General features: G+C 51.3%; 22 protein-coding genes. 4 read left to right on the top strand and 18 right to left on the bottom strand.

Going from position 1 to position 24,920, the window contains the following annotated elements; all coding sequences use genetic code 11:
- Positions 1 to 19: 19 nt before the first annotated feature.
- The 12 genes from ABD931_RS14280 to rpmG all read right to left on the bottom strand — a co-directional run bounded on the left by ABD931_RS14280 (position 20) and on the right by rpmG (position 15,496).
- A complete protein-coding gene (locus tag ABD931_RS14280) occupies positions 20 to 3,523 on the bottom strand; it encodes a VCBS repeat-containing protein (protein ID WP_345268207.1) in 3,504 nt (1,167 codons plus the stop codon).
- A gap of 83 nt (positions 3,524 to 3,606) precedes the next feature.
- Complete coding sequence (locus ABD931_RS14275) at positions 3,607 to 5,466, bottom strand: RagB/SusD family nutrient uptake outer membrane protein (RefSeq protein ID WP_345268204.1); 1,860 nt, start codon at positions 5,464 to 5,466, stop codon at positions 3,607 to 3,609.
- A 19-nt stretch (positions 5,467 to 5,485) separates the two neighbouring features.
- Complete coding sequence (locus ABD931_RS14270) at positions 5,486 to 8,695, bottom strand: SusC/RagA family TonB-linked outer membrane protein (protein WP_345268202.1); 3,210 nt, start codon at positions 8,693 to 8,695, stop codon at positions 5,486 to 5,488.
- Between the two features lie 397 nt (positions 8,696 to 9,092).
- Positions 9,093 to 9,692 carry a 5-formyltetrahydrofolate cyclo-ligase gene (locus ABD931_RS14265; RefSeq protein WP_345268200.1) on the bottom strand — a complete coding sequence of 200 codons (600 nt, stop codon included), beginning with the start codon at positions 9,690 to 9,692 and terminating at the stop codon, positions 9,093 to 9,095.
- Positions 9,693 to 9,697: 5 nt separating this feature from the next.
- The gene (bshC, locus tag ABD931_RS14260) at positions 9,698 to 11,260 is read right to left on the bottom strand and encodes a bacillithiol biosynthesis cysteine-adding enzyme BshC (RefSeq protein ID WP_345268198.1); all 1,563 of its coding nucleotides are present in this window, start codon (positions 11,258 to 11,260) and stop codon (positions 9,698 to 9,700) included.
- Positions 11,261 to 11,328: 68 nt separating this feature from the next.
- The gene (gene rimO, locus ABD931_RS14255) at positions 11,329 to 12,639 is read right to left on the bottom strand and encodes a 30S ribosomal protein S12 methylthiotransferase RimO (protein ID WP_345268196.1); all 1,311 of its coding nucleotides are present in this window, start codon (positions 12,637 to 12,639) and stop codon (positions 11,329 to 11,331) included.
- A gap of 136 nt (positions 12,640 to 12,775) precedes the next feature.
- Positions 12,776 to 13,243 (bottom strand): hypothetical protein, encoded by a 468-nt coding sequence (locus tag ABD931_RS14250; RefSeq protein ID WP_345268194.1) that lies wholly within the window; start codon positions 13,241 to 13,243, stop codon positions 12,776 to 12,778.
- Positions 13,244 to 13,283: 40 nt separating this feature from the next.
- Positions 13,284 to 13,658 carry a HEPN domain-containing protein gene (locus ABD931_RS14245; protein ID WP_345268192.1) on the bottom strand — a complete coding sequence of 125 codons (375 nt, stop codon included), beginning with the start codon at positions 13,656 to 13,658 and terminating at the stop codon, positions 13,284 to 13,286.
- On the bottom strand, positions 13,648 to 13,986 hold the full coding sequence (locus ABD931_RS14240; RefSeq protein ID WP_345268190.1) for a nucleotidyltransferase domain-containing protein: 339 nt from the start codon (positions 13,984 to 13,986) through the stop codon (positions 13,648 to 13,650). The genes ABD931_RS14245 and ABD931_RS14240 overlap by 11 nt, the downstream gene beginning before the upstream one ends.
- Before the next feature lie 15 nt (positions 13,987 to 14,001).
- On the bottom strand, positions 14,002 to 14,958 hold the full coding sequence (ftsY, locus tag ABD931_RS14235; RefSeq protein ID WP_345268188.1) for a signal recognition particle-docking protein FtsY: 957 nt from the start codon (positions 14,956 to 14,958) through the stop codon (positions 14,002 to 14,004).
- Between the two features lie 194 nt (positions 14,959 to 15,152).
- Positions 15,153 to 15,308, bottom strand: a complete 156-nt coding sequence (locus ABD931_RS14230) for a DUF4295 domain-containing protein (protein WP_345248985.1) — start codon at positions 15,306 to 15,308, stop codon at positions 15,153 to 15,155.
- Positions 15,309 to 15,313: 5 nt separating this feature from the next.
- Positions 15,314 to 15,496 carry a 50S ribosomal protein L33 gene (gene rpmG, locus ABD931_RS14225; RefSeq protein WP_345268186.1) on the bottom strand — a complete coding sequence of 61 codons (183 nt, stop codon included), beginning with the start codon at positions 15,494 to 15,496 and terminating at the stop codon, positions 15,314 to 15,316.
- 165 nt (positions 15,497 to 15,661) lie between these two features.
- Here rpmG and ABD931_RS14220 point away from each other — a divergent pair, with 165 nt between their 5' ends.
- Complete coding sequence (locus ABD931_RS14220) at positions 15,662 to 16,882, top strand: NADH-quinone oxidoreductase subunit D (protein ID WP_345268185.1); 1,221 nt, start codon at positions 15,662 to 15,664, stop codon at positions 16,880 to 16,882.
- Positions 16,883 to 16,921: 39 nt separating this feature from the next.
- Here ABD931_RS14220 and ABD931_RS14215 read toward each other — a convergent pair whose 3' ends face one another.
- The 3 genes from ABD931_RS14215 to hpt are packed head-to-tail and all read right to left on the bottom strand — an operon-like array spanning position 16,922 to position 18,099.
- A complete protein-coding gene (locus ABD931_RS14215; protein WP_345268183.1) occupies positions 16,922 to 17,278 on the bottom strand; it encodes a HepT-like ribonuclease domain-containing protein in 357 nt (118 codons plus the stop codon).
- Positions 17,275 to 17,565 carry a nucleotidyltransferase family protein gene (locus ABD931_RS14210; RefSeq protein ID WP_345268181.1) on the bottom strand — a complete coding sequence of 97 codons (291 nt, stop codon included), beginning with the start codon at positions 17,563 to 17,565 and terminating at the stop codon, positions 17,275 to 17,277. Before ABD931_RS14210 ends, ABD931_RS14215 begins: the two co-directional genes overlap by 4 nt.
- Positions 17,566 to 17,568: 3 nt before the next feature.
- Positions 17,569 to 18,099 (bottom strand): hypoxanthine phosphoribosyltransferase, encoded by a 531-nt coding sequence (hpt, locus tag ABD931_RS14205; protein ID WP_345268179.1) that lies wholly within the window; start codon positions 18,097 to 18,099, stop codon positions 17,569 to 17,571.
- Between the two features lie 119 nt (positions 18,100 to 18,218).
- Here hpt and ABD931_RS14200 point away from each other — a divergent pair, with 119 nt between their 5' ends.
- The gene (locus tag ABD931_RS14200) at positions 18,219 to 19,457 is read left to right on the top strand and encodes a tetratricopeptide repeat protein (RefSeq protein WP_345268177.1); all 1,239 of its coding nucleotides are present in this window, start codon (positions 18,219 to 18,221) and stop codon (positions 19,455 to 19,457) included.
- 82 nt (positions 19,458 to 19,539) lie between these two features.
- Here ABD931_RS14200 and ABD931_RS14195 read toward each other — a convergent pair whose 3' ends face one another.
- Positions 19,540 to 20,010, bottom strand: coding sequence for an Lrp/AsnC family transcriptional regulator (locus ABD931_RS14195; RefSeq protein WP_345268176.1), 471 nt, complete (start codon positions 20,008 to 20,010; stop codon positions 19,540 to 19,542).
- Between the two features lie 260 nt (positions 20,011 to 20,270).
- Between ABD931_RS14195 and ABD931_RS14190 the strand changes: the two genes are divergently transcribed.
- A complete protein-coding gene (locus ABD931_RS14190) occupies positions 20,271 to 20,423 on the top strand; it encodes a DUF2256 domain-containing protein (protein ID WP_345268174.1) in 153 nt (50 codons plus the stop codon).
- 32 nt (positions 20,424 to 20,455) lie between these two features.
- On the top strand, positions 20,456 to 22,069 hold the full coding sequence (locus ABD931_RS14185; protein WP_345268172.1) for a glycoside hydrolase family 10-like protein: 1,614 nt from the start codon (positions 20,456 to 20,458) through the stop codon (positions 22,067 to 22,069).
- On the opposite strand, the gene ABD931_RS14180 is transcribed toward ABD931_RS14185, so the two are convergent.
- The gene (locus tag ABD931_RS14180) at positions 22,057 to 23,298 is read right to left on the bottom strand and encodes a 4-hydroxy-3-methylbut-2-enyl diphosphate reductase (protein WP_345268170.1); all 1,242 of its coding nucleotides are present in this window, start codon (positions 23,296 to 23,298) and stop codon (positions 22,057 to 22,059) included. The genes ABD931_RS14185 and ABD931_RS14180 overlap by 13 nt on opposite strands.
- A gap of 96 nt (positions 23,299 to 23,394) precedes the next feature.
- Positions 23,395 to 24,918 (bottom strand): GH3 auxin-responsive promoter family protein, encoded by a 1,524-nt coding sequence (locus ABD931_RS14175; protein WP_345268168.1) that lies wholly within the window; start codon positions 24,916 to 24,918, stop codon positions 23,395 to 23,397.
- Between the last annotated feature and the right edge of the window lie 2 nt (positions 24,919 to 24,920).

Genomic DNA, 24,920 nt, shown 5'->3' with positions numbered 1-24,920 from the left:
TGATAGGATACCAAGCCGCTTACCGGGTTCGGGTAATTACGCTTACCGGTTCCGGCATTCGCTCACGACCAGCGGCAGCAGGCGACCGGGTAAGCGTTTTTTCAGCGTTTTTTGCCTGATACGCCTTAATGGGTTGCTGGTTGATACCGAACAGCCAGGTGTTACCCACCGGCAAAATACTCCGGACATCGCCCTGCAGCCGGAAGCCCGACCGGTTCTGTGGTACATAGGTAAACTGCCCCTTTCCGTCTCCCTTCAATAAGACACCGTAATTGGAATCATACTTGCCGAAGCGCAGCCGGCCGTGGCTGATGTTGCCGCATACCAGCAGGTCTTTCTTCCCATCCTGGTCGTAGTCCAGCGAAGCCAGTGCAAAGGCGGGTGAAATCTGTGCTTCGGCCGGCAATACCTGGGCCTGTAGTTTCCCCGTGGCGGTGCTCATAAAGCACGTAGTCTGGAGGTGATTGGCGTACAGCCGACCGGCTCCGTTCAGTTCTTCTTCGGTGAATACATCCTTCAGGGTGGCGTTGGCGTAGCTCTCGTAGGTGGTGAAACGCTGACGCAGCATAACGAGCTGGTCGAGGAGTTCGTCGCGGGTAGCGTGGGGGTATGATTTGCCCTGCACGTACAGGCACAGCACCGGGTCGATTTTGCCGTTGTTATCAAAATCTTTGTACACCAGTTCGGCGGGTTCCTGCTCGCTGGCTTTGCACTGGGAGTTCAGGCCATGATTCCCAATGATTAAATCAGGCTTACCGTCGCCGTTCAGGTCATCTACCAGCAGTTTGTTCCACCAACCCCGGTAGGGTGTGTTAAAGTAGGTGCTGGTCTGATCGGTCAGTTTGTTGCTGGTGCTGGCGAATACGGTCACCGGCATCCACTCACCCACTACCACCAGTTCCGGTTTGTTGTCGCCATTCAGGTCGGTCCAGGCGGCATCGGTCACCATGCCGATGTGCTCAAGCTGGGGCGCGATCTGGGTAGTCTGGTCGGTAAACTGCCCTTGTCCGTTATTGATGAGCAGGTAGCTCCGGGGGGCTTCGGGGTAGCGGCCGGGTATCACGCGCCCGCCCACAAAGAGATCGAGCCGGCCGTCGCCGTTTACATCGGCCGCCCGTACGCAGCTTGTGCTGGTCTGCATAACCGGTAAGGCATCAGGGCTTTTCGAGAAATTGCCTTTACCGTCGTTGAGGTACAGCCGGTCCTGCAGCAGGGAGTCATCGGGTGCAAAGTTGCCGTACCCACCGCCGGCTACGTATAGGTCAGGAGAGCCGTCACCGTTGGCATCAAAAAAGAGGGCATCCACATCTTCGCTGGCCTTATCGGCTTCAAAAGCGGGCTGTGGCTTCGGTACAAACCGGCCCGGTGCCTGCTGGATATACAGCGCCCCGGCCTGACCGGCATTCCCCCCGGCAAACACGTCGTCAAGGCCATCGCCGTTCACGTCGGCCTTAACCAGGCAGGGGCCGGAAAACGACAGCGGATTTACCAGCAGCGGCTGCCGTTTAAAATCATTGATTACATTCTTCTGGAATTGTACCGCAATAGGAGCGGCTATTTCCTTAAAGACCGGAGCTGGAGCCACCGGAGCCTTGTACGTACTGGTGGCGTTTTTCTCCTGCACCGTCAGTCGCTGATCGCCGGTTACGTTGGTCAGAAGCTGCTGTTTGCCGCCCGGCCAGACAATGCGTACCGAGTCGATGGTTTTATCGGCTCCCAGACCAAAGTGCAGCACCGGCGAGACGCTGGACTGATAACCCTGCGTCGGCATCTGCTCCCGGAGTTGTTGATGGCCTTGCTGGTACACCAGCACTTTAGCGCCCAGCCCCTGCGTATTGGGCGTGTTGCCTTCCAGTCGAACGGCCAGGTAATGATTGGCAACCTGAGCCGGGCCGTCGGTACGAAGGCCATCGTTCCGGTAGATGAAAGCGGGTTGGTTGGTGTTGTTGGTAATCAGGTCCAGGTCACCGTCGTTGTCCAGGTCGGCGTAGGCAGCTCCGGTGCTGTTTGCGGTTTGGGTAAGCCCCCAGGCCGTACCTACATTGGCAAAGGTGACGGCACCGGCACCCATGCCCCGGTTCTGGAACATGTAGTTGGCTACATTGGAGGCCGGCATCTGGTGAACCAGGGCCAGCACATCTTCCCGGCTTGGGTTGGTGGGCCGGTTCTGCATAAAGTCGTTCATGTACTTGAGGAAGTCCATGTTGGTGTAGTCGCGCACATAACCGTTGGTTACGTACAGGTCCTTCCAGCCGTCATTATCAAAATCGGCCAGCAGGGGTGACCAGCTCCAGTCGGTATTGGAGATGCCCGCCAGTTGGCCCATCTCCCGGTACGTAGGTATACCTGAGGTGGTGCCGTTGCTGATGTGCAGCATGTTGCGCATGATCTGGTGGTGAAAGCCCGATTGCACGGCAAGGTCGTATTTCTCGTAATTGTCGGGGGCCATCAGGAGCTTTTGCCGCCGGTTGTCTTCCGGCAGCATATCGAGGGTCAGTATATCGGGCTGGGCATCGTTGTTAACATCTGCCACGGCATTCCCCATCGAGAAATTGGACGTATGCCCCATACTAGATGGCAGAACATTGGTAAAGCCCCCTTTTTTGTTGTTCAGGTACAGGTAGTCGGGTACGCTATAATCATTGGATACGTACAGGTCGGGCCAGCCGTCGCCGTTCAAATCCGCTACGCCAATGCCGAGCCCATACGTCAGGGCCGAACTGCTCAGGCCGGCCCGCTCGGTTATATCGACAAAGAACGGCACGAACGAAGAGCCGTTCTTTTTGCCTTTATTCTCTAACAGCCGCACGCCAATTTCGGCACTTGGCTGCTTCATGATAGAGGCTGTTGCGTTCGGGTCCAGAATTGGCAGCAAGCGTGGGTTGTGGTTCAGCAGAAACAGGTCCAGGTCACCGTCGAGGTCATAGTCGAAAAAAGCGGCCTGTGTGGTTTGGGCCGGGTTAGCCAGGCCGTACTCGGCGGTGCGGTCGGTGAAGTGCGGCACGCCGTTAGCGTCGGGGCCATCGTTGATGAATAATTCGGGAATACGGTTTTCGGGCCGCACAGCCCCCGAATGGCAGACGTAGATATCGAGCCGACCGTCGCCGTTCACATCGGCCATGGTCACTCCGGTCTTCCACGGCCCCTCGCGACCGGCAACGCCCGCCGATGCCGTAATGTCTGCGAACTTTAGGTTGCCTTTGTTAAGGTACAACTGATTTGGACCCATGTTGGCGGTAAAGTAAATATCGTCCAGCCCGTCGCCGTTCAGGTCACCCACCGCCACCCCACCGCCATTGTAAAAATACTCGTACATCAGCACGTTGGTATTCAGACCTTCGGTCAGGTTATTGGAGAAGGTTATACCGGTTTCGTCAGGAGAGAGCAGGGTAAAAAGCGCATTGCCGGGGGCATCGGCAGGGGCTTGGCCGGCAGCGGAGGTATCTTTAGGCTGACACCCGGATACTAGTCCGCCGGCTAGCGCCAATAGCAGACAGAGCAGGTTAACGATATTCAATTTCATGCAAAAAAGGCAGGCTGAAAAAAACTATGCCAGCTAAACGTAGCCGGCATAGTTTCAAAAGTAACGAAAATAAGTCTATTTTCTTAGTACCCGGGGTTCTGAACCAGTTTGTTATTCCGGTTCATTTCATCGCGATGGATCGGCAGATAATACATCTTATCGAGCCACAGACGATTTTCCTTGCCGGGGTCAATTTCTACAACCCGGTAGCTATAATCATAACTGGTAGGATCATAGCGGTAGACCGATAGTGTTTTGCCTGGTTTCAGAGTACCAACAATGCTAATGCCGTTTGCCTTGCGTCCGAGTGTTTCCGGCGCAATCATCCAGCGTCGGGTATCGTGGAAGCGTTGTTCCTCATACGCCATTTCAATACGCCGTTCGTTGCGGTAGCGCTGGCGGAGGGCATCCCCTGATTCGGTAACGGCCGGCATCCCTGAGCGGAAGCGAAGCTTGTTCAACCAGGTGCGGGCTTCACCATCCTGACCCAACTCAATAGAGGCTTCAACGTAGTTTAGCAACGCTTCTGTAAAGCGGAGCATCGGATAGGGGACCTCCTGCCAGGTGTTCTGGTCAACAATCGCCGGATTAGCGTCGATAAACTTGCGGAAGTAGTAACCGGTGTAGCTTCCGTTCCAGTCTTCGATGGGGCTGTTGCGGGTGTCCAGACCAAAGTGAGTTGCCTTGGCACCCGAGGCATTGACAACCTCATAACGGCCGGTCTGAATTTGCCCCAGCGGATCACGCGGCTGATTGGCGGCTGAGCGAGGCTTCCATTGCGCACCGTCGTACAGAACCGATGCGTAGAAACGCGGGTCACGGTTGGCGTATGGATTGGCTGCTTGCTCGGGCTTGCTCCAACTGAAGCGGCTACCGTCCATCATTTCGTAATCATCGATCAGCAGTTGAACAGGGGTGTTGCCCGCCCAGTTGTTGTAACCGTTAGGCCCGTTGAACAGACCCTGACGACCTCCGCCTTCCTGCTTGGCGTTGATAAAATAACGACCGAGCAGAATCTCACGCTCACCACCGCTGCGGGCCATCGAGTTATTGATATACGTCTGGATGGCTTCTTCACGCGGCAGCGGAGCCGACAGGTTCAACTGGTTACCGAGGTTTGGCAGGTCCAGTACGGCTTTAGCTGCGTCACGGGCTTTTGTCCAGCGCTCAATGCGGTTGCCGGTCAGATAACCCAGCACTTCGGGTTTTGAGAACGCCGAAATCGTGGCCGACTTGGCTTTTGCCGTGGGGATGTCGTGCAGATCACTGGCGGCATAAAGGAGTACGCGTGATTTCAGCGCGAGGGCTGCAGCACGGCTGCTCCGGCCCCGGACAACGGACTTGCCATCCAGCAGTTTAGCCGCTTCATCCAGGTCTTTTACAATGAAGTTAACGCATTCTTCCCAGGTATTACGTGGCGAGTTATAGTCGGCTTCCCCTAACTCAAAGGGTCGGTCGATCAGGGGCACTCCACCATAATAGCGGATCAACTGCTGGTAATAGTAAGCCCGCAGGAAGAGCGCTTCGCCCCGCAGCCGGTCTACAATACCGTTCGTGTTGGCAAACTGCGGTTTTTCGAGGTTTTTCAGCGCCAGGTTGGCCGCCCGGATACGGGTATACATGTTCGGCCAGTTGAGGGTACCATTTACCCATCCAATATCGGCCGGGTTCGAGCGGGCTTCCGTAATGGTGGTAATGCCGCGGCCGGGGTGCGTAAAGATGGCTTCGTCTGTCAAAGACGCCAGCATCTGCTCGTCAAACCCACCGTTGCCAAAACCGGCATAAATTTCCAACACGAACGCTTCGGCCAGGGCCGCGTCGCTCCAGACAGCGGCCTCCGATACCTGATCCAGTGGCCGGGTATTAACAAAGTTATCGTTACAACCCACCATGAGCAGCGAGGCCGTTATAGTGGAGAGTACTATATGTTTTATTTTTAACATAATTCAGACAAGATTAAAATTAGAAACTCAGAGTTAGGCCGGTGTTGATAATCCGTGACTGCGGGTAGTATTGACCTGTCGAGTTGTTGGTTTCGGGGTCATACACCTTCAGCTTATCAACCGTGAAGAGGTTAAAGCCGTTGATGTAAACACGCAGGTTGCTAACCCCTATTCGATTGGTAAGGGTGTTCGGCAGGGTGTATCCCAGCTCAACGTTTTTCAGACGGATGTAGTCTGACTTACGGAACCAGTACGTGTTGCCGCCTGAGTAATACTGATCACTGCGGTTGGCTATCCGTGGGTGTACGGAGCTCGGGTTGTCGATGGTCCAGCGGTTCTGGTAGATGTCCAGCAGGAAGTTTCCGATGTTACCCGATTCGCCGGCACTCACATACTGGCGGGCTCCGGCGGCTCCCTGAATCAGTAACGTCAGGTCGAAGCCTTTATAGCTGGCGTTACCGTTGATACCACCCTGGAACAGCGGAATATCGTTATTGTCCATCCGGATGCGGTCGTCGGGAGTAATTTTGCCGTCGCCGTTGATGTCTTTGTACTTCATATCGCCGGGACGAATAACGTTAACAACTCCCCGGTAGTCAAGCGTGTTGGCATCGATGTCTGCCTGATCCTTGAACACGCCGTCGTACTGGTAAACCAGGAAGGTGTTCATCGGCTTGCCCGTCGAACGCTGCCACTCAGGAGCACCCGGCGCTTCATCCCAGAACAGAATCTTGTTCTTGGCGTAGCCGCCGTTTACGCTGACGTTGTACTTGAAGTTGCCGGCCTGATTGCGGTAACCTACGTTGAACTCCCAACCCCGGTTAGCCACTTCGCCAATGTTCTGGGCGGGCAGGCTCAGACCGGTGCTCTGCGGAACCGACGCATCTTTACGCCAAAGGATATTTGTCCGCTTGTTGGAGAAGACGTCGAATTCGAAGAAAATCTTTCCGTTAAACATCTGGCCTTCCAGACCCAGGTTAGCGTTGTTGGCTACCTCCCAGGTAATGGAATTGTTCGGTACGCGGGTCTCAAACAGCGTCTTTGTCTCGACGTTGTTGATGATATAACTCCGGAAACCATAGGTTGACAGATACTGGTATTCCTGTAGCACGCCACCAAAGAAGATCTGGTCGTTACCCATCTGACCGTACGAGCCGCGTAACTTCAGGAAGTTAACTGCCGGCAGCGCATTTTTGACGAAGCTTTCTTCAGACGCTACCCAGCCCAGCATGACCCCAGGGAAGAAGCCGTAGCGGGTGGCTTCCGGGAAGATGTACGAGCCGTCGTAGCGCCACAGAAATTCGGCCAGGTACTTCTCTTTATAGTTGTAGGCAACGCGGCCGAAGTAGTTCAAACGAGCACGCTCGAAGGCACCACCATTGTTGTTTTTCTCCAGGTCACCCCCGGCAAACATCTGGTCGATGGCCGACGAAATAAAATAACGCCGGAAGGCACTGAAGTTTTCTCCTCGAATGGTTTCACGGTTTACCCCGGCCAGGATGGTAACTCCATGTTCGCCGAAGGTTCGTTCGTAGGTACCCACACCACCGAGCAGGATGTTCAGTTGGTTAGCCGTAGACTGGTTGAGGCTGGGTTCTGCCGGACCACGGCGGCTGGCTACCAGATTCGGGTTACCGTTGGCGTCTGTTCCGGAACCAAGCTGGTACAGCGTCCAGGGCGTTTGCCATATTTTACGGTTGCTAATGCGCTTATCGACGGCAGCCGTACCGGTAAATTTCAGCCCTTCGATGCCCGGAATTTTAATGTCAACCTGGCCGTTGGTTTGAATGTAATCCTGAATATCACGGTCATATCCAGTCAGGTCCGTAGTGATAACCACCGGGTTTTCACCGTTTTCGATGTCCGGACCCGGCAGACCGTTGGGCCAGAAAGCGGGCTGATTCGGCTTACCACGCATCTGCATCCGGAAGATTGCACCAGCCGAACGGGTCGGGTAATTACGATTTTCCTCACGGCCCAGCATACCCAGCTGCACGTTGACGTATTTGTTCACTTTGGCATCGAGATTGACGCGCAGGTCGTACTGCTTGTAGCCGGTTGCTGAATTGATGTAATAGCCATCCTGGTTCTGGTAACCCAGTGATGCCATATACCGCAGGTTTTCCGTACCACCCGTCAACTGTAGGTTGTGGCGGCTTTGCGGAGACCAGGGCTTCAGCGTGGCCCTGTACCAATCGGTGTTTGGATAAAGCCAGGGGTCCGAACCGTCGCTGAACTTCTGAAGGTCTGTCGGTGAGTAGGGTGCCCGGCGTACCTGACCGTTGGGGCGGGTGTAGGTTCCGTTCGTTTTGTAAGCCTGGTTGGCAGCGGCCCATTCACTCACGGGCAATTGGTAGATGTCGAGGTCGTTCAGCATTTCCGAGTACTGACGGGCATCGGCCAGCTTCGGAATGACCGTTGGCTGCGACCAGCCCTGGTTCATCTGGTATGACAGTTCAGGCTTGCCCGTTTTTCCGCGTTTGGTTGTAATCAGGATAACGCCGTTAGCGGCCCGTGCTCCGTAAATAGCGGCCGAGGCATCTTTCAGAACCGAAATACTTTCGATGTCAGCCGGATTGATACGGCCGATACCGCCGTCGCGGGCCGGAATACCATCGATAACAATCAGCGCGTCATTGTTTCCGAGCGTGTTTGAACCCCGGATACGAATGCCCGAACCGTCATTACCGGGCTCCCCGCTACGGTTTACCGCCACAACGCCCGGCAGCCGGCCGGCAATTGAGTTGGTCAGGTTCAGGGCCGGCGATCTCACCAGCTCTTCGCCTTTTACCGAAACAACAGAGCCGGTCACGGTCTCTTTCTTCTGAACACCGTAACCTACTACCACAACTTCCTGTAGCGACTTTACGTCGGTAGCCAGTGAAATATTAATAGTCGAGCGGTTATTAACGGCTACTTCCTGAGAAACATAGCCGATAAAGGAGAACACTAAAGTAGCGTTTCCGGACGGGACATTCAGGGTGTACTTGCCGTCCATGTCGGTCACCGAGCCGCTGGTGGTGCCTTTGACTACGACACTCACGCCGGGAAGACCCTGCCCCTGTTCGTCGGATACCTTACCGGCTACTTTTGTTTGGGCGAATACGCTTACAGAGAGAATCTGTAATAGGAAAAACAGAACGTAGGCATGTTTCTGCCGGAGCCAGTTTTCGGCCGGTGAATGGCTTCCCGGTGAAAACGGCACTTGTCTGGTACAGCTAATTGCCATAGAGTTTAAACTGCTTTAAGGTTTTGGGATACTGTTACTTTTATCAGGGCAGATGATCTGGGTGATAAAAGCATAGGTTGGAACGAAACGGGTTGCGAAAGAGCAGGGCTCTGCTACGGTTGGCTATTGGTTAAACAGGAATCAGAAATAGCCGGTGTAGCCTACAAAAAACATCAGTTAAGTTATAGCTCAGTCCTCTGCCTTATTTCTGGCAGAATAGAAGAAGCACCGTAAAAAGCAAATAGGCTGTTAATCAGGCAGATAGGAGGAAAGCAGTAGATAGTCGAGCATAGGTAGGGTTGTAAAGATGGAACACTCCTTTATCCTGCTAGAAGGAAAAAGTATACCAAATCTAATGATCCTTTTAATGTATTAGTACTACTTTGTAAAAATAAAGTTATAAGTGGTTAAAAAAGTACCAATTCCTGAATGGCGTAAAGCAAACGTGTATTGGTACATCAAGGGGAGTTTTATCTGAAATGGCTTCTATCGGTTCAAAGAATGATAAGCCAATAGCCAGCACATCAGGTCGGCAGGTAGCCAGAAACCGGTCATAATACCCTTTGCCATATCCAACCCGGTGTCCCTGTTTATCAAAAATCAGCAGCGGCACCAGTACTACATCAATATCATGGCTATTTACTTCTGGATGGTTTGTGTCTGCTGGCTCAGGAATGCCCCATTGGTTGTCGGTTAATGTTACATCGTCAGACCAGCTTACGTGCCTCATTGAGCCGTCAGAATGGCTGCGGGAAATAAGGGCCCGGAGCTTTGGGTAGCGTTGCCGGAGTTCCGCAATAATGGAGTACGTGTCGACTTCACGTTGCCGACGGATGGGCAAATAGGTGTGCAGTGTAAACCCATCCTCTGGCTCAAACTGAGTGGTGAGGAAAGCCAGCAGCCGTTCCTGAATAGCGGCACATCGCTGCTGCCAGTCGGCTTCGGATAACGCCTGTCGTTTGGCGCGGTACAACTTTCGCAGGCTGGCCTTGTGCATACCAATTACTTTTGCAGCAGAATCTGCATCCGGAAATCGAGCGGGTCAAAGGCATCCAGCAATTGCTGGATAAAGGTTTTGTCGTTCAGGTAAAAGGTCAGGAAGTTTTCAGTGCGCTCCTGTAGTCCATTGCCGGGGAACAGTTCGTTTTTTACGGCCAGTAGCTGACTGATACCCGTTGCCTGATTGCGTTCTTCGGCCCGGCGCATTTTTTTCTGTAACCGCTCTACCGCGTTGGCAAAGCGTTTGGTTTCGGCCAGTACGGTTCGTTCCAGCGTCGGGTCAACCATCATGGCCTTATGGAGCATGGCGTCCAGGGCCTGATTCACCGTTTTGTTTTCTTTGTCAAACTTCAGGGCGTGGCGGGTGTGCTGTTCGATAAACTGGTATTTAAGCGTGAGCGTGTCCTTAAACAACTCTTCGGGGGTTAAACCCAGGCCGGCAATCCGTTTGGCACTCACGCGTGGTACATACAGCGCGAAGTTGCGGGGTATCAGCAACGGGAAAGACAGGCCGGCATGGTCAAATACGCCTTTCAGTTGCAGCCAGTACGGCACCTCCGACGGACCGCCAATGTAAGCGAGGTTTGGCAGAATGACTTCCTGATACACGGGCCGCAGTATGACGTTCGGGCTGAACCGTTCAGGGTGTTCCCGGAGGTGCGTCAGTATTTGCTCCTGGCTGAACTGAAGGCTGGTGTGCAGTACCTTGTATGCTTTCGTTCCCTCTGTTGTTTCTTCGCAGGTGATACGCTCCCGAAGCTGGTCGGTGAGGTAGAACAGGTTGATTTCGCGGGGCGTGATAACGGTATTGTACCCGAGGCTCTCCAGTTGCTGTGACGTATCGGCCACCAGGCTATTGGAAGATTGGTGGAGCAATTCGTCCTGCATCACCGGAATAAACAGCCGTTTCAGCCCGGCATCGTCGGCGTCCAGACAAATCAGCCCCTCGTGGCCCAGCAACTCGTTCATGTAGTAGCGCACGGCGTCGGAGAGGGTGTTGTGGTTCAGGTACGCTTCTTCAAACAGGAACAGCTTCTCCGGAATCTGGCTGAACAGCGTTTTCAGTTCCTGCGGGTTCATCCGTCCAACGGCTCCCTGCTGCTGCGTCTCCCAGGTATAGTTGCGACCAAACAGGCTAAAATGATTGATTTCGGCAAAATCGTGGTCTTCGGACGCCATCCAGTAAACAGGCACGAAATTATATTCCGGATACACCCATTTGAGCCGCTTGGCCAGATTGACAATGGTAACCAGCTTATAGAGCACATACAGCGGACCAGTGAAGATGTTAAGCTGATGGCCGGTGGTGACGGTGAAGGTATTCGGCTGAGCCAGAACCGAGAAGTCAGGCTTCTTATCAATGTGCTGGTACTGTCGCTCCAGGGCGCTGACCAATGCCGCCCGGTGTTCGGCCGGGAACTGCTTCTGCTGAATCTGCGAACCAAACGCTTCCAGACTAGGAAACTGGGTATAGAACGGTTGGAGGGAGTCGGCTTGGTTGAGGTAATCTAAGAATAACGGGGAAAATTGGCCGGTAGCGGATAACGGTAGGTACTGACAGTCCATGCAGGGTGGTTTTAATCGGCTGAACAATCAAAAACCCCGTAAGGTTCTTCGCTTACGGGGCCACAATATTACGAAACTACTTCGCCGTATAAATCAAATTCGTGGGCTTCTGTTATCCGGACGTTAGCGAAATCACCCAGACGTACATATTGGTCAGCCGGCACCAGCACTTCATTATCTACTTCTGGTGAATCAAACTCGGTGCGGCCGATGAAGTAGCCGCCTTCTTTCCGGTCGAACAGCACTTTATAGGTCTTGCCGACTTTCTCCTGATTTAGCTCGTAGGAAATGCCCTGCTGCAACTCCATAATGGCGTCGGTCCGCTCCTGCTTCACCGCGGCCGTTACATCGTCCACAAACGAATAGGAGTGGGTATTTTCTTCGTGCGAGTAGGTAAAGACGCCCAGCCGGTCAAAGCGCATCCGCTCTACAAAATCGTAGGTTTCTTCGAACATGGCGTCGGTCTCGCCGGGATGGCCGGCAATCAGCGTCGTTCTCAAGGCAATTCCTGGCACTTTTTCGCGAATGGTTTCGATGAGCGCTTCTGTTTTCTCGCGGGTGATGCCCCGGCGCATCATCTTCAACTGCTCGGTAGAGCCGGTTTGCAGCGGCATATCGAGGTAGTTGCAGATGTTCGGCCGGTCGCGCATTACATCCAGCACATCCATCGGAAAACCGGAGGGGTAGGCGTATTGCAGGCGAATCCAGTCAATGCCTTCTACGTTGGCCAACTGGCTCATCAGCTCCGCCAGGTTCCGTTTTTTGTACAGGTCAAGGCCATAATAGGTAAGGTCCTGGGCAATCAGAATCAGTTCTTTGGTGCCGCGCCGGGCCAGCGATTGGGCTTCGGTGATCAACTCCTCCATCGGGCGGGACACGTGACCACCCCGCATCAGCGGAATGGCGCAGAACGAACACGGCCGGTCGCAGCCCTCGGCAATTTTCAGGTAGGCAAAATGAGCCGGGGTCGTCAGCAATCGCTCGCCAACCAGTTCTTTTTTGTAGTCCGCCTTCAGCGTCTTGAGCAGCCGGGGCAGTTCGTTGGTGCCGAACCAGGCATCAACGGTTGGAATCTCTACCTCCAGCTCATTTTTGTAGCGGTGAGAGAGGCAACCCGTCACGTAAACTTTATCAACCACACCGGCATCTTTGGCATCAACGTACCGCAGAATGGTATTGACGGATTCTTCCTTGGCGTTATCGATGAAGCCACAGGTGTTAATAACCACGATATTGGCATCATCGCGCTTCGACTCGTGGGTGACGTCGTAGCCGTTGCCTTTTAGTTGGGTAAATAAAACTTCGGAGTCGACCAGGTTTTTTGAACAACCCAGCGTAACGATGTTTATCTTATTCTTGCGTAAGCCTTTTGTTTTCAAGGGACTGTAATCTTACTCGTACCGAAATGCACTAATCCTGAACGCTGAAAAATTGGACAAAGTTCGGAAATAAGCGATTAGCGTGAAAGAAGACGAAGAGAGGTTTAATCAACTATTTGTAGAAGCAAGATGCTTATTAAAATACAGCCGCGTACGTAATTTCAAATGTAATTGTGGTCTTGCAGTTCTTTTTGACCTCTACCGGAACAATATTACTCTCCCCATCAAAGAGATTTGCGTAAAGCCCTTTCTCTTCCCGCACAAACAGGGAGTACCGCCCAACCGGCAGCGCTACACAAAACTTGCCGTTCTTATCCGACTTCGCCGTTTTGACCAGCTTACTGTTTACCTGCTTATAGAAGCCGTCTTCCCCCGCTTCCACCTGTCCCAGGTTCGTTAGCTCATAAATCAGGATTTCCCGCTGAACAGGTCGGCCATTGGTTCCGGGCCGGGGCATATCCGGTCCCGGCATATGGTTGCCGGACTTGAAGAGCACCGTACCGCAGATACCCTGAAATGGAGCTTTGGATGCCGCTTTTTTTGCCACTGGTTTTTGGGCGGATGCTGCGTAGGCAATGCCCAGCACCAGTCCTACCAGAGCCAACCAGGCAGAGAGATTGCAGGCCCAGCGTGTTGAGCAGGTATTACGCATATTTTTCTTTGACAAACTTGTAAAATGTTTCAGCCAAGCTAATCAGACGCTCAACTTCTTCTTTGGGAAAGTCACCTTCCATATCATAATCTGCAAGTTGCCTGCGGTCGAACAATAGCACAAAGTCGTCGTAGAATTGAACAGGAACTTCACCTGTTTTAATATAATGGAGCGAGAACATATCACGCGATCCTGAATGCCGTTTTGTCACAATGCTCTTCTCGTAGAGTAATCCGCGGACTAACCAGAAGAACGCATAATAGCTTGGCGTAATAGCTCCAGCGGGGTACTCCGTTGCGAAAATCGCATGAGCATTAGCCAAATACCGTTCAACCTTCTTTAGGCATTCGCTCAAGTTATCGCTCATAAATTATTATGGCGTCTTTTCGCACCTCCTTAAAAAAAGGGCGACTAGATTCTTTGTATTGCTTTTCTGCAACGGCAAAGGCCGAAACGTAAATAGAGGTGTCTAAGCCAAAGCGACTCATGATAGGACTTATTTTGTAGACCTCCTTAGCGGGTGAGACTTGTTCCTCATTCAGAATAACCAGGTAATCTACGTCTGACTCTTCATCGAAATCTCCTCTGGCATATGAGCCATACAAAACAATTTTGGCTAATTTGTCGCCATACAGCGTCTTCATCGACTCTGTTACGTAACAATTCACCTCGTTGATGTTGCTTACGACAGCCATATTGAATTATGGAGTTTACCGCTTAAAGAACGAATCTACAAACTCCATCTTGTTGAACGTCTGCAAATCGTCAATCTTTTCGCCGACACCGATGTATTTGACCGGAATCTTAAACTGGTCGGAGATGCCGATCACCACGCCACCCTTAGCTGTACCGTCGAGCTTGGTAATCGCCAGTGCGGTTACTTCAGTAGCTTTGGTGAATTCGGTCGCCTGAATAAAGGCGTTCTGTCCCGTGGAGCCATCAAGAACCAGCAATACCTCGTGCGGAGCTTCGGGCAGGAACTTCTGCATCACACGTTTAATCTTCGACAACTCGTTCATCAGGTTCACTTTGGTGTGCAGCCGGCCGGCGGTGTCAATAATGACCACGTCAGCAGCCATATCTACGCCTTTTTTCACCGCATCAAACGCAACGGCCGAGGGGTCCGTATTCATGCCGTGCGAAATTACCGGTACGCCAACGCGGTCACCCCAGAGCTTGAGCTGGTCGACGGCGGCCGCCCGGAAGGTATCACCCGCACCCAGCACAACCTTGTAGCCTTTCTTGTGAAACTGAGCGGCCAGTTTGCCGATGGTAGTCGTTTTGCCAACGCCGTTGACGCCAACGACCATGATGACATATGGTTTCTTATCCGCAGGCAGTACAAAATCATCAGCTACATTACCATCCGGTACACCAGAGAGCAGGCCGGCTATTTCTTCCCGCAGAATACGGTCGAGCTCGTCGGTGCCAAGGTATTTGTCGCGGGCCACGCGCTCTTCGATCCGGCGGATGATCTTAACCGTTGTTTCGACGCCCACATCGGAGGTGATCAGAACTTCTTCCAGCTCATCGAGTACCTCGTCGTCAACCGTCGATTTGCCGGCCACGGCGCGGCCAAGCTTCGAAAAGAAATTGTCTTTGGTTTTCTCTAACCCTTTATCGAGTGATTCTTTTTTCTCTTTGGAGAAAAAGCCAAACAGTGCCATCCTTTTAGTTTGAAGTTTGTGGTTCGGAGTTTGAAGTTAACGGGTAGGGGAGATTCTTCTTGACGTTAAACCCCAAGTCGCCAGGTGACCCCGTACAGCTTTCAAACTACATTCCATTCGACTGGAACAAATCTATAACAAAAAAAGTCCCTTTAAGGGACTTTTAAGCATACGTTTAGCTGTTGGTGCGTTATTTAGCTCTTCAGAGCGTTTTGCACTTCATCAACCGGAACCATTTCTTCCTTGAAGGTATACGCGCCAGTCTTTGGAGACTTTACCGCTTTAATTACCTTCGCAAAGGTCTTTCCAGAACCTTCTTTCTTCAGGGTTGCAACTACCTTCTTTGCCATAACACTTACTTAATTTCTTTATGGAGTGTAACGCGCTTCAAAAACGGGTTGTATTTCTTACGCTCGATCCGGCTCGGCGTATTTTTGCGGTTTTTGGTGGTAATGTACCGCGACATGCCAGGAACACCGCTGTCCTTCTGTTCGGTGCACTCCAAAATAACCTGAACTCTATTGCCTTTCTTAGCCATTGCTGTACGTCATTTTCTCAATCGGAGTGCAAATTTACGAAAAGCTTTTATTCTCACAAAAAAGATTTAGCAAAATGTGATGAACCTAAAGCGCTTAGCGTTATTCTGTCACGAAGGTAAGCGCTTCTTTTGAATTTGCCGATTGACTATGGACCTTTGCCGCGCATGACAACGCAAATCATCGAATACGAATACGCGCCCGGCCACTTTCAGGCTTCAGAGCCCACCCTGTATAGCCCCGGTATGCTGCAAGAGGGGGAAATGATTTTAAACGTAGGGCCGCAACACCCCTCTACGCACGGCGTTTTGCGGTTTGAGGTGATTACCGACGGCGAAATCATCAACGATGTGGTGCCGCATCTGGGCTACCTCCACCGCTGCTTTGAGAAACATGCCGAGTCGCTGCCGTTCAACCAGACCATCCCGTTTGTTGACCGACTGGACTATATGGCCGCCATGAACTCGGAGCATGTCTGGGTGATGGGTGTGGAGAAAATGCTGGGTATCCAGAACGATCTGCCCAAACGGGTTGAATACATTCGGGTACTGGTGGCGGAGCTAAACCGTATCGCTTCGCACTTCGTCGCCATCGGTACGTATGCTCTGGATATTGGGGCCTACACCCCGTTTCTGTGGCTGATGCGCGACCGGGAGCATATTCAGCGCATGCTCGAATGGGCCAGCGGAGCCCGGATGCTCTACAACTATATCTGGATTGGCGGGCTGTTCTTTGACCTGCCGGTGGGCTTCGAGGAGCGCTGCCGGGAGTTTGTTGCCTACGTAAAGCCCAAATTACAGGAGCTTCAGCAGTTGGTGATCGACAACAAAATTTTTGTGCAGCGGACCGCCAATGTGGGTGTTTTACCCCTTCCGGTCGCGATAGACTATGGTTGTACCGGTCCGGTACTTCGTGGCTCCGGCCTGCGATACGACCTGCGCCGGGTTGATGGCTACTCGGTCTATCCGGAACTGGAGTTCAAAGTGCCAATTGGCGAGGGTAAAATGGGTACCGTTGGGGATTGCTGGGATCGCAACTACGTACGGGTGCTGGAGTGCTGGGAATCGCTCCGCCTGGTTGAGCAATGCCTCAACCGCTTAACTACCGATCTGAAGCGCACCCGCGACTTTGACCCTCAGGCAATGGTGCCAAAGAAGATCCGTCCGAAAGCGATGGACTTCTACGCCCGCGCCGAAAGCGCCAAAGGCGAGCTGGGCTTCTTCTTCCGCACCGACGGCAAGTCTGACATTCCGGTCCGTTGCAAATGCCGCTCCTGCTGCTTTCATAATCTATCCGTTATTCACGAAATCTCCCGAGGAGCCATGCTCGCCGACTTCATTGCTATTATCGGCTCTATAGATGTAGTGATGGGGGAAGTGGACCGGTGAGGTAATTTGAAATTTTCTGTGGGCAGAAAGGTCACAAATTCACAAATTTTGGTAATAAGCTATTACTGCTTCAATGTCCTTTTTGTTGGTGGGGAGATGAAAGGAGACAATTCGCCAGACAATGGTTAAGTCTATACCAAAATACTGGTGAATGAAAATGTTTCGAAGCCGGTACATGTCATCCCAAGGCACATTTGGGAATGCAGTTTTTACATGGTCAGGTATGTGCTTGGCGGCTTCACCAATAATCTCCAAATTTCGGATAATAGCGTCTTGCCGCATGGAGTCTTCTTCAAATTGTTTAATAGAGACGCCGGCTGTGTACTGCTGAATTTTGACAATTGCTGCCAGGATGTCCTCCAGGTAAAACAGGAAGTCGCGGGAAGGCTTCTTCACACCAATTTAAGTTGTTGAAAAATCTTTTGCTTGAGTTGGGGCTTGATCGCTCTTGGGGTTATCAAATCCACTCTTTTCCCGATAGAAGCCTCTAATACATCCTGCACCCGAAAAAACTCCCACCCCACCGGTTGATTGAAGTCTACTAAAATATCAACATCACTTTCTTCATTAGCTTCACCAGTCGAGTAGGAGCCAAAGTAGCCTAACTGGGATACGGCAAACTGCCTCTCCAGAGTTGGTTTAATTTGCCTTAGCTTTTCCGCTAACTCTTGCTCGGATAACATAGCTCACTCTTTTAAAACAAAAATTTCCTTTGTATTCCGCCCTAAACCATCATAATCTAAACCATAGCCAACCACGAACCGGTTTTCAATCTTAAAACCGACGTAATCCAGCGGAAGTTCTTTAATAAGGGCTTCCGGCTTAAACAGCAATGTAGCTAAGGCGACGGAGGCTGGGTTTAACACTTGTAGCTGCTCTTTAATTTGGGCAAGCGTTAAACCAGTATCAACAATATCCTCAATAACAATTAAATCCCGGCCGGCTACGGATTCCTGGAGACCTAGTATCTCTTTAACCTTGCCGGTTGAGGCCATCTTTGCGTAAGAGGCTACCCGGATGAAGGTGATTTCGCAGGGGATAGTCAGGTTCTTCATCAGGTCGGCGGCAAACAGGAAGGCGCCGTTGAGTACCACCACCAGCAATGGCTGCTTACCTTTGTAATCCTGATTAATTTGCCCGGCCAGTTCGGCAATGCGGCTCTGTAAGGTCTCATGCCCAATAAAGGGCACAAACGTTTTGTCTTTGATCTCCAGCATGGGCTCCAAAGATACGGGGTGTGTCGGGCCCGACAAAATTTGCCGAAAAAAGCAGGTGGGTAAACTGTTTAAAACGATTGTACGTTGATAGGGTAGTACCAAAAACAGGGAAACAAAGAATGAAAAAATTATTGTTGGTAGCGTTTCTTGCCGGTTTTACATCATTGGTTTATGCGCAGGATCAGGCGCAGGCCAGTACCGGCGTGTACACGCTGTCTGACTTTGACAAAAAATACGGCATGCTGCTAAAGCACCCCGGCGTACAGATCGAGTCGGCGGAGGCTATCAACCAGTTGTACAATTACAAATTCTACGAAGCTGATAAAGAGTTCCGCTGGCTGAAGGTTCGCTACCCGCGCCATCCGATGCCGTACTTCCTGATGGGCCTCGCCGAGTGGTGGAAGATTGTACCGAATACTGACGTAACGGATTACGACAGTAAGTGTGTTGCGTATATGGATACGACCATTGCGCTGGCTGAACGGCTGTACGATGAAAGCGAAGATAAAATAGAGCCCTCCTTTTTTTTATCGGCGGCTTATGCCTTTAAAGGTCGTTTGTACTCCGAGCGGAAAAAGTGGGCGAAAGCTACCCTGGCCGGCAAAAATGCGCTTAAATATTTTGAGAAGTGCAAGGGCAACGGCGACCTGAACCCAGAATTGCTCTTTGGCGATGGCCTCTACAACTATTATTCGCAGTGGATACCGCAGAACTATCCTATTCTAAAGCCGGTACTCGCCCTTTTCCCTAAAGGCAATAAAAACACAGGCATTCAGCAATTAGAAAAAACGGCTTTCAATGCCTTTTACACCCGCGTTGAAGCCCGGTACTTTCTGCTCCAGATTTATAGCATGGAGAACCAGTACGACAAGGCCTACGATATGGCGAAGTACATGGCACAGCAGTACCCGGATAATCCGTTCTTTGAGCGCTACTACGCCCGTTCAGCGTTTGTGCGAGGGATGCTGGGTGAAGCAGAAAGCGTATCTAAAAGTATTCTCAGCAAGATTGAACGTGGACAGGTGGGCTATGAAGGCGTAAGTGGCCGAACAGCAGCTTACATTTTAGCTTACATCAACCAGCACTTTTATAAAAACAACACCGAGGCCAAAACGTATTACCAGAAATCTATTGAGTTTGCCAAACAGACGAACTCACTGGATGCGGGCTACTACTGGTCGTCCGTGCTAAACCTGGGTAAAATTGCCAATGCGGAGAAGAATTACAACGAAGCCCGTATGTACTTCGATGAAGTAATGGACCGCGCCGACCGCAAATCCAGTCAATACCAGGAAGCTAAAAAGGCAATTGAAGAAGGGAAGAAAGCCCGGCGGGAAGAACGGAGAAAAAGGAGTTAAAGAGAGTTAAGAGTTATGAGTTAAGAATTATTGCTGCCGCTTCTTTTTAATTCTTAACTCATAACTCTTAATTCTTAACTCCCTAAGGAATGGGCAGTACTTTGCTTTCCTTAAAGGTCGAGAGAATGACCATTGTCTGGGTACTGGCTACTTCTTCTATTTCGTTGATTACCTCTAGCATTAGCACCTGATAGGAAGCAATATCTTTGGCAATCACCTTTAGCAGAAAGTCACCGGAGCCGGTGATGTGATGGCACTCGATGATCTCCGGGATAGAGTTTACTTTTTCGACAAATAACTCGGTTACCTGCTTTTTGTGGCCCACCAATGTCACCATAACAAAGGTCGTTACGCCCAATCCCACTTTTTCCCGATCCAGTTGGGCATGATAGCTTTTTATGATACCTGACATTTCCAGCTTTTTCACCCGTTCGAGGGTGGGAGCCGGCGAAAGACCAATTTCTTTGGATAATTGAGCGTTGGTGATTTTTGCGTTTGATTGTAGGATTTCAAGAACCTTGCGATCTATCTGATCTAATTTTGTACCTGACATGATCGGTATAGTGTGATGGAATAATGATTCAGGATGGCGCAAAGCTACTATGCTTTCTCTAAAAACTCTCAATTTATATTGGTTTTTTACCAATGTAAAAAATAAACACCGGCTTTGCTCCCTGATTTACCGCACAAAAGTAAGGGAAAAGTACCGTATGCCAAATGAGAAGTAACATAATGTGACAGTCGGTTTTACTTAGCGGTAAAGGGTTATAGGTTGATTGTCACTGGTATTTACTCATGAAATTATCATTTTGAATGCGTAAAAAATCTGATTTACCGACCAAGGTTTGCCCGGTCTGCGGGCTGTCGTTTACCTGGCGGAAAAAATGGGCAGGCAATTGGGAAGACATCGTTTATTGTAGTGTTCGGTGCCGTACTAATAAAAACCGTACTTTACGCGAAACCTAGTTTGTTTCGTTATTTAGTCGATTGCTGCCGTTATGATGTTTACTCGTGCTTTTCTGTTTCTTTGCTTAATTGGTCTCCTTGGCCTTACCTGTCGTACTGCGCAAACGGAGAACAATAGTACCGCCCCCGCCGAAGGTGTAACCATTTCCAATAATTCGACACCGGCTGATACAACACCTATCCCACCCAAACGGGAGTTCCGGGCGGTCTGGATCGCTACGGTTGAAAATATGGACTGGCCTAGCCGGAAAGGGCTTTCGCCGGAAATACAGCAACGAGAGTTCCGGGAACTGCTCGATGTACATTCATCGGCTGGGTTCAACTCGGTGATTGTGCAGGTGCGGGCGGCCGCTGATGCTTTCTACGCTAAAAGCTCAGAGCCCTGGTCGGAGTGGCTGATGGGCAGGCAGGGGCAACCGCCGTATCCCTTCTACGATCCGCTGGAGTTTATGATTAAGGAAGCGCACAGCCGTAATCTGGAGTTCCATGCCTGGCTGAACCTTGATCGGGCTACGTATGGTCCGAAGTCTAGCATAATTCCCACCCATATCAGTCGTCGCAAACCCGAATGGCTGATCACATTTGAAGGTAAAAAACTTTTTAATCTGGGCATTCCGGAAGTGCGTGCGTACATCGCCAGCATTATGGCTAATGTGGTTCGGCAGTATGATGTTGACGGCATTCATTTCGACGATTATTTTTATCCCTACTCGGCCCCAAACCAAGTTCTGGGGGATGAACTGACATACAAAGCCTATTACAACGGCATGAATATCCACGATTGGCGACGCGACAATGTGGATAAACTGATCCTTCAGCTACGGGATAGCATTCGGGCTATAAAACCTAAGATCAAATTTGGCATTAGCCCATTCGGCGTCTGGCGAAATCAGAAGGAAGACCCTGAAGGTTCTGCTACGGTGGCGGGGGTAACCTCATACGGAACCCTTTACGCCGATACACGCAAATGGATTCGGGAAGGCTGGATTGATTACGTAGCGCCACAGATCTACTTTGATACCGAGTTTGAGCGGGTTCCTTTCCGGAAGCTCGTCGATTGGTGGACGCAGAACAAGGGGAAACGACATTTGTACATCGGCCTCGCGGCTTACCGGATCGGGCAGCCGCACCCTCGCGATAAGATCTGGATGAATCCAAGCCAGATGCCGGTTCAGATGCGCTATATCCGCAGGAGCGATCAAATTGAGGGTAGCATCTTTTTCAGTGCGCACTCCATATTTAGTAATCCATTAGGCGTGCGGGATTCGCTCCGGAATAACTTCTTCCGCTATCCGGCCCTGATTCCGCCTATGCCCTGGAAAGACAACATTGCGCCCTTACCTCCGCGTGATCTGAAGGTAGCTCCGCTGGAGAAAGGAATCGAGCTGTTCTGGCAACCTCCTGCCAAAGCACCCGATGGCGATAACGCCACATATTATGTGGTGTATCGGTTCAGTGAACAGCAGGAACAGCGAATTGACGACCCCCGAAATATTATAGCCATCTGTGCCGGTGAGAACACGACCCGATTTCTGGATAAAAACGTGGAGCGGAAAAAGCGTTACATCTATGTGGTCACTGCCTTTGATCGGCTACACAACGAAAGCATTGGCACCTCCATACCGTCGCCTATTCAGGCGCTGTAGCTTTGCTGAATGTCGGTCATGACAGTTGCCAGGGAGCGGGCGTTGGGAAAGAATGAAACCAGTTTCAGCAGAATGCCTTCTACCACCGCATCCGGACACGACGCTCCGCAGGTAAGCAGGATCGTAGCCGGCTCATGCGTGGGGAGGTAGTTTTCGGTAACTACTTCTTCTCGTTGGTGGAGGTCGAAGTGACGAATCAGTGTTGGGGTTAAAATCTTCTGCTCCGACTCAATAAAATAAGTCGGCAACTTCTCCTCACATAACTCAACAATGTGGGAGGTATTAGAACTGTTGTACCCACCCGCTACAATTGCAAAATCTGCCTTGTTGGTTAGCAACTCGTATGTGGCATCCTGGTTATCGTTGGTGGCGTAGCAGAGTGTATCCCGTGTGTTGGCAAAGCGTCGTTCTACCTCATCGGGCAGCAGAGTATAGGTTTGAATCATCACCTGCTTCAGATAATCGGCGATGCCTTGTGTATCCGACGCCAGCATAGTAGTCTGGTTTACAACACCAATGCGCTGCAAATCCCGCGCCGGGTCAAAACCTTCTGAATATTGGCCATTAAACTCCTGAAAAAATTGCTCACGCGGTAACTCGCCGGTGATGTATTTGGCCAACCGCTGTGCTTGCGCCAGATCTTTGACTACCACCGTTGGTGCTGCTTCCTTACTGTGCGAGAACGTAGCACGAGTTTCTTCATGCGTCGGCTTGCCATGAACAACTACGGTGTATGCTTTCTGCCCGATCTGATTGGCCTTATTCCAGACTTTCTCTACAAACGGGCAGGTAGTATTATATCGCTCCACGTCTAGTCCAATGGCCGAGAGCTTCTGCTGCGTTTCCAGTGTAGTACCGAAAGCGGGAATAATTACAATATCGTCCTGCGTCAACTCCTCCCAGGGAACCAGTTGCCGCCCCGCCGTATCCATCAGAAAGCGCACGCCCCGGCTGAGCAGGTCACCATTGACTTCAGGATTATGAATCATCTCACTGAGCAGAAAAATGCGCTTTTTAGGATTCTCCGAAATAGCCTTGTACGCTATCTCAATGGCGTTTTCTACCCCATAGCAAAAGCCGAAATGCCGGGCGAGCAGAATTTGTACGGGGCCAAAGTCCAGCAGGGTAGGAGAAAAATCACGTTTCAGCTTATCCCGCTTCCGGCGCAGTTCTTTCAGCGGGCTAACAATCGTACTGCGGTAATAATCAGGAATATTGAATGATTTCATTGAAGTAAGTACAGCCGGTAAAGGCAGAGGACCTTTATTTTCTGCCTGTTTGTCTAACAGCGGAATAATCCAGTTTGTTCGTCTGGCATTGTACAATCAGTAACACGTAATCTGCCCCAGAATATCATCCAGATAATCCCGCGAATTGCTTAACCGGGGCACTTTATGCTGACCACCCAGTTTACCCCGCTGCTTCATCCAGGCGTAGAATGTTCCTTTGGGCACCACATGAATCAGCGGCCGTTGTAACACCATATCATTATAGCGTTTGGCATCATAGTCGGAGTTGACTCGCCGGAGCGTTTCGTCCAGCACCTGGTTAAAGGTCTCCTGATCGTCGGGTTCCTGCGAGAATTCGATAACCCACTCGTGACGACCGTTGGTACCATTGCTCATATAAACCGGCCCGGCGGTATAATCTTTAATAACCGCTCCGGTTGCTTCGCAGGCCTGCGTAACGGCGATCTCTGCGTTTTCAACGATGACTTCCTCACCAAAGGCATTGATAAAATGCTTGGTCCGCCCGCTAACCTTAAGCCGGTGCGGATACAGCGACGTAAACTTCACCGTATCGCCGACCCGGTACCGCCACAAACCGCCATTGGTCGAGATCACAAGCGCGTAATTCTTATCCACCTCAACGTCTTCAATGGTCAGGGCTTTGGGAAACGGCTTCTCGGCTTCATCGAGGGGCACAAACTCGTAGAAAATACCATAATCTACCATCAGCAGCATTTCACCCACCCGGCTCATATCGTCCTGAATGGCGAAAAAACCTTCGGAGGCATTATAGGTCTCCTGGTAGCCCACCTGCGTCGACGGAAAAACCTGCGTAGAAAACAACTCCCGATACGGCTGAAACGCTACCGCTCCGTGAATAAATACCTCAAAATTGGGCCACACCTCCAGAATGTTGGCCTTACCGGTGCGAGCCAGCACTTTTTCCAGCAGCACCAGTGCCCAGGTTGGTACACCCAGAATACTGGTTACGTTTTGGGTCGAAGTGATTTCGGCCATTCGCTCCAGCTTGGCTTCCCATTCGCTCATCAAGGCTACTTCAACGGGTGGCGTGCGGATAAACTGACCCCAGGCCGGCAGGTTCTTCGTAATTACTGCCGAAATGTCACCGGCAACCCCGTATTTGCTATAGGGATTTTCGTGCAGACTACCGCCAATGGAGAGGCCTTTTCCTTCAAAGACCTTGCTGTTGGGCCGGTTGGCAATGTAGAGCGCCATTGCATCTTTACCGCCTTTGAAGTGGCACTCGTCCAGCGACTCGGTCGAGACCGGAATAAATTTGCTGCGGGCGTTGGTCGTGCCCGACGATTTCGAAAACCAGTGGATAGGCGAGGGCCATAGCACATTGTTTTCGCCCTTCATGATCCGCTCAATATACGGAAACAGGTCTTCGTAGCTAGACACCGGTACCCGCTGCTGAAAATCCCGGACGGTTTCAATGGACTTATACTGGTAGTAACGGCCCCATTCGGTATGGCGGCCACGCCGGATTAACTGACGAAACACGCGCTGCTGCACGTCACCCGGATGCTGCTTCATTGCTTCAATACGGGGTAACCGCCGTTCAAGGAGCCATTTGAGCGTAGTGTTCAGCAGAGTCATGG

The organism is Nibrella viscosa, from assembly GCF_039541875.1.
GTDB lineage: Bacteria > Bacteroidota > Bacteroidia > Cytophagales > Spirosomataceae > Nibrella > Nibrella viscosa.
The sequence above is the reverse complement of the archived record's forward strand: the minus strand, read 5'-3'. Positions and strand labels throughout refer to the sequence as shown.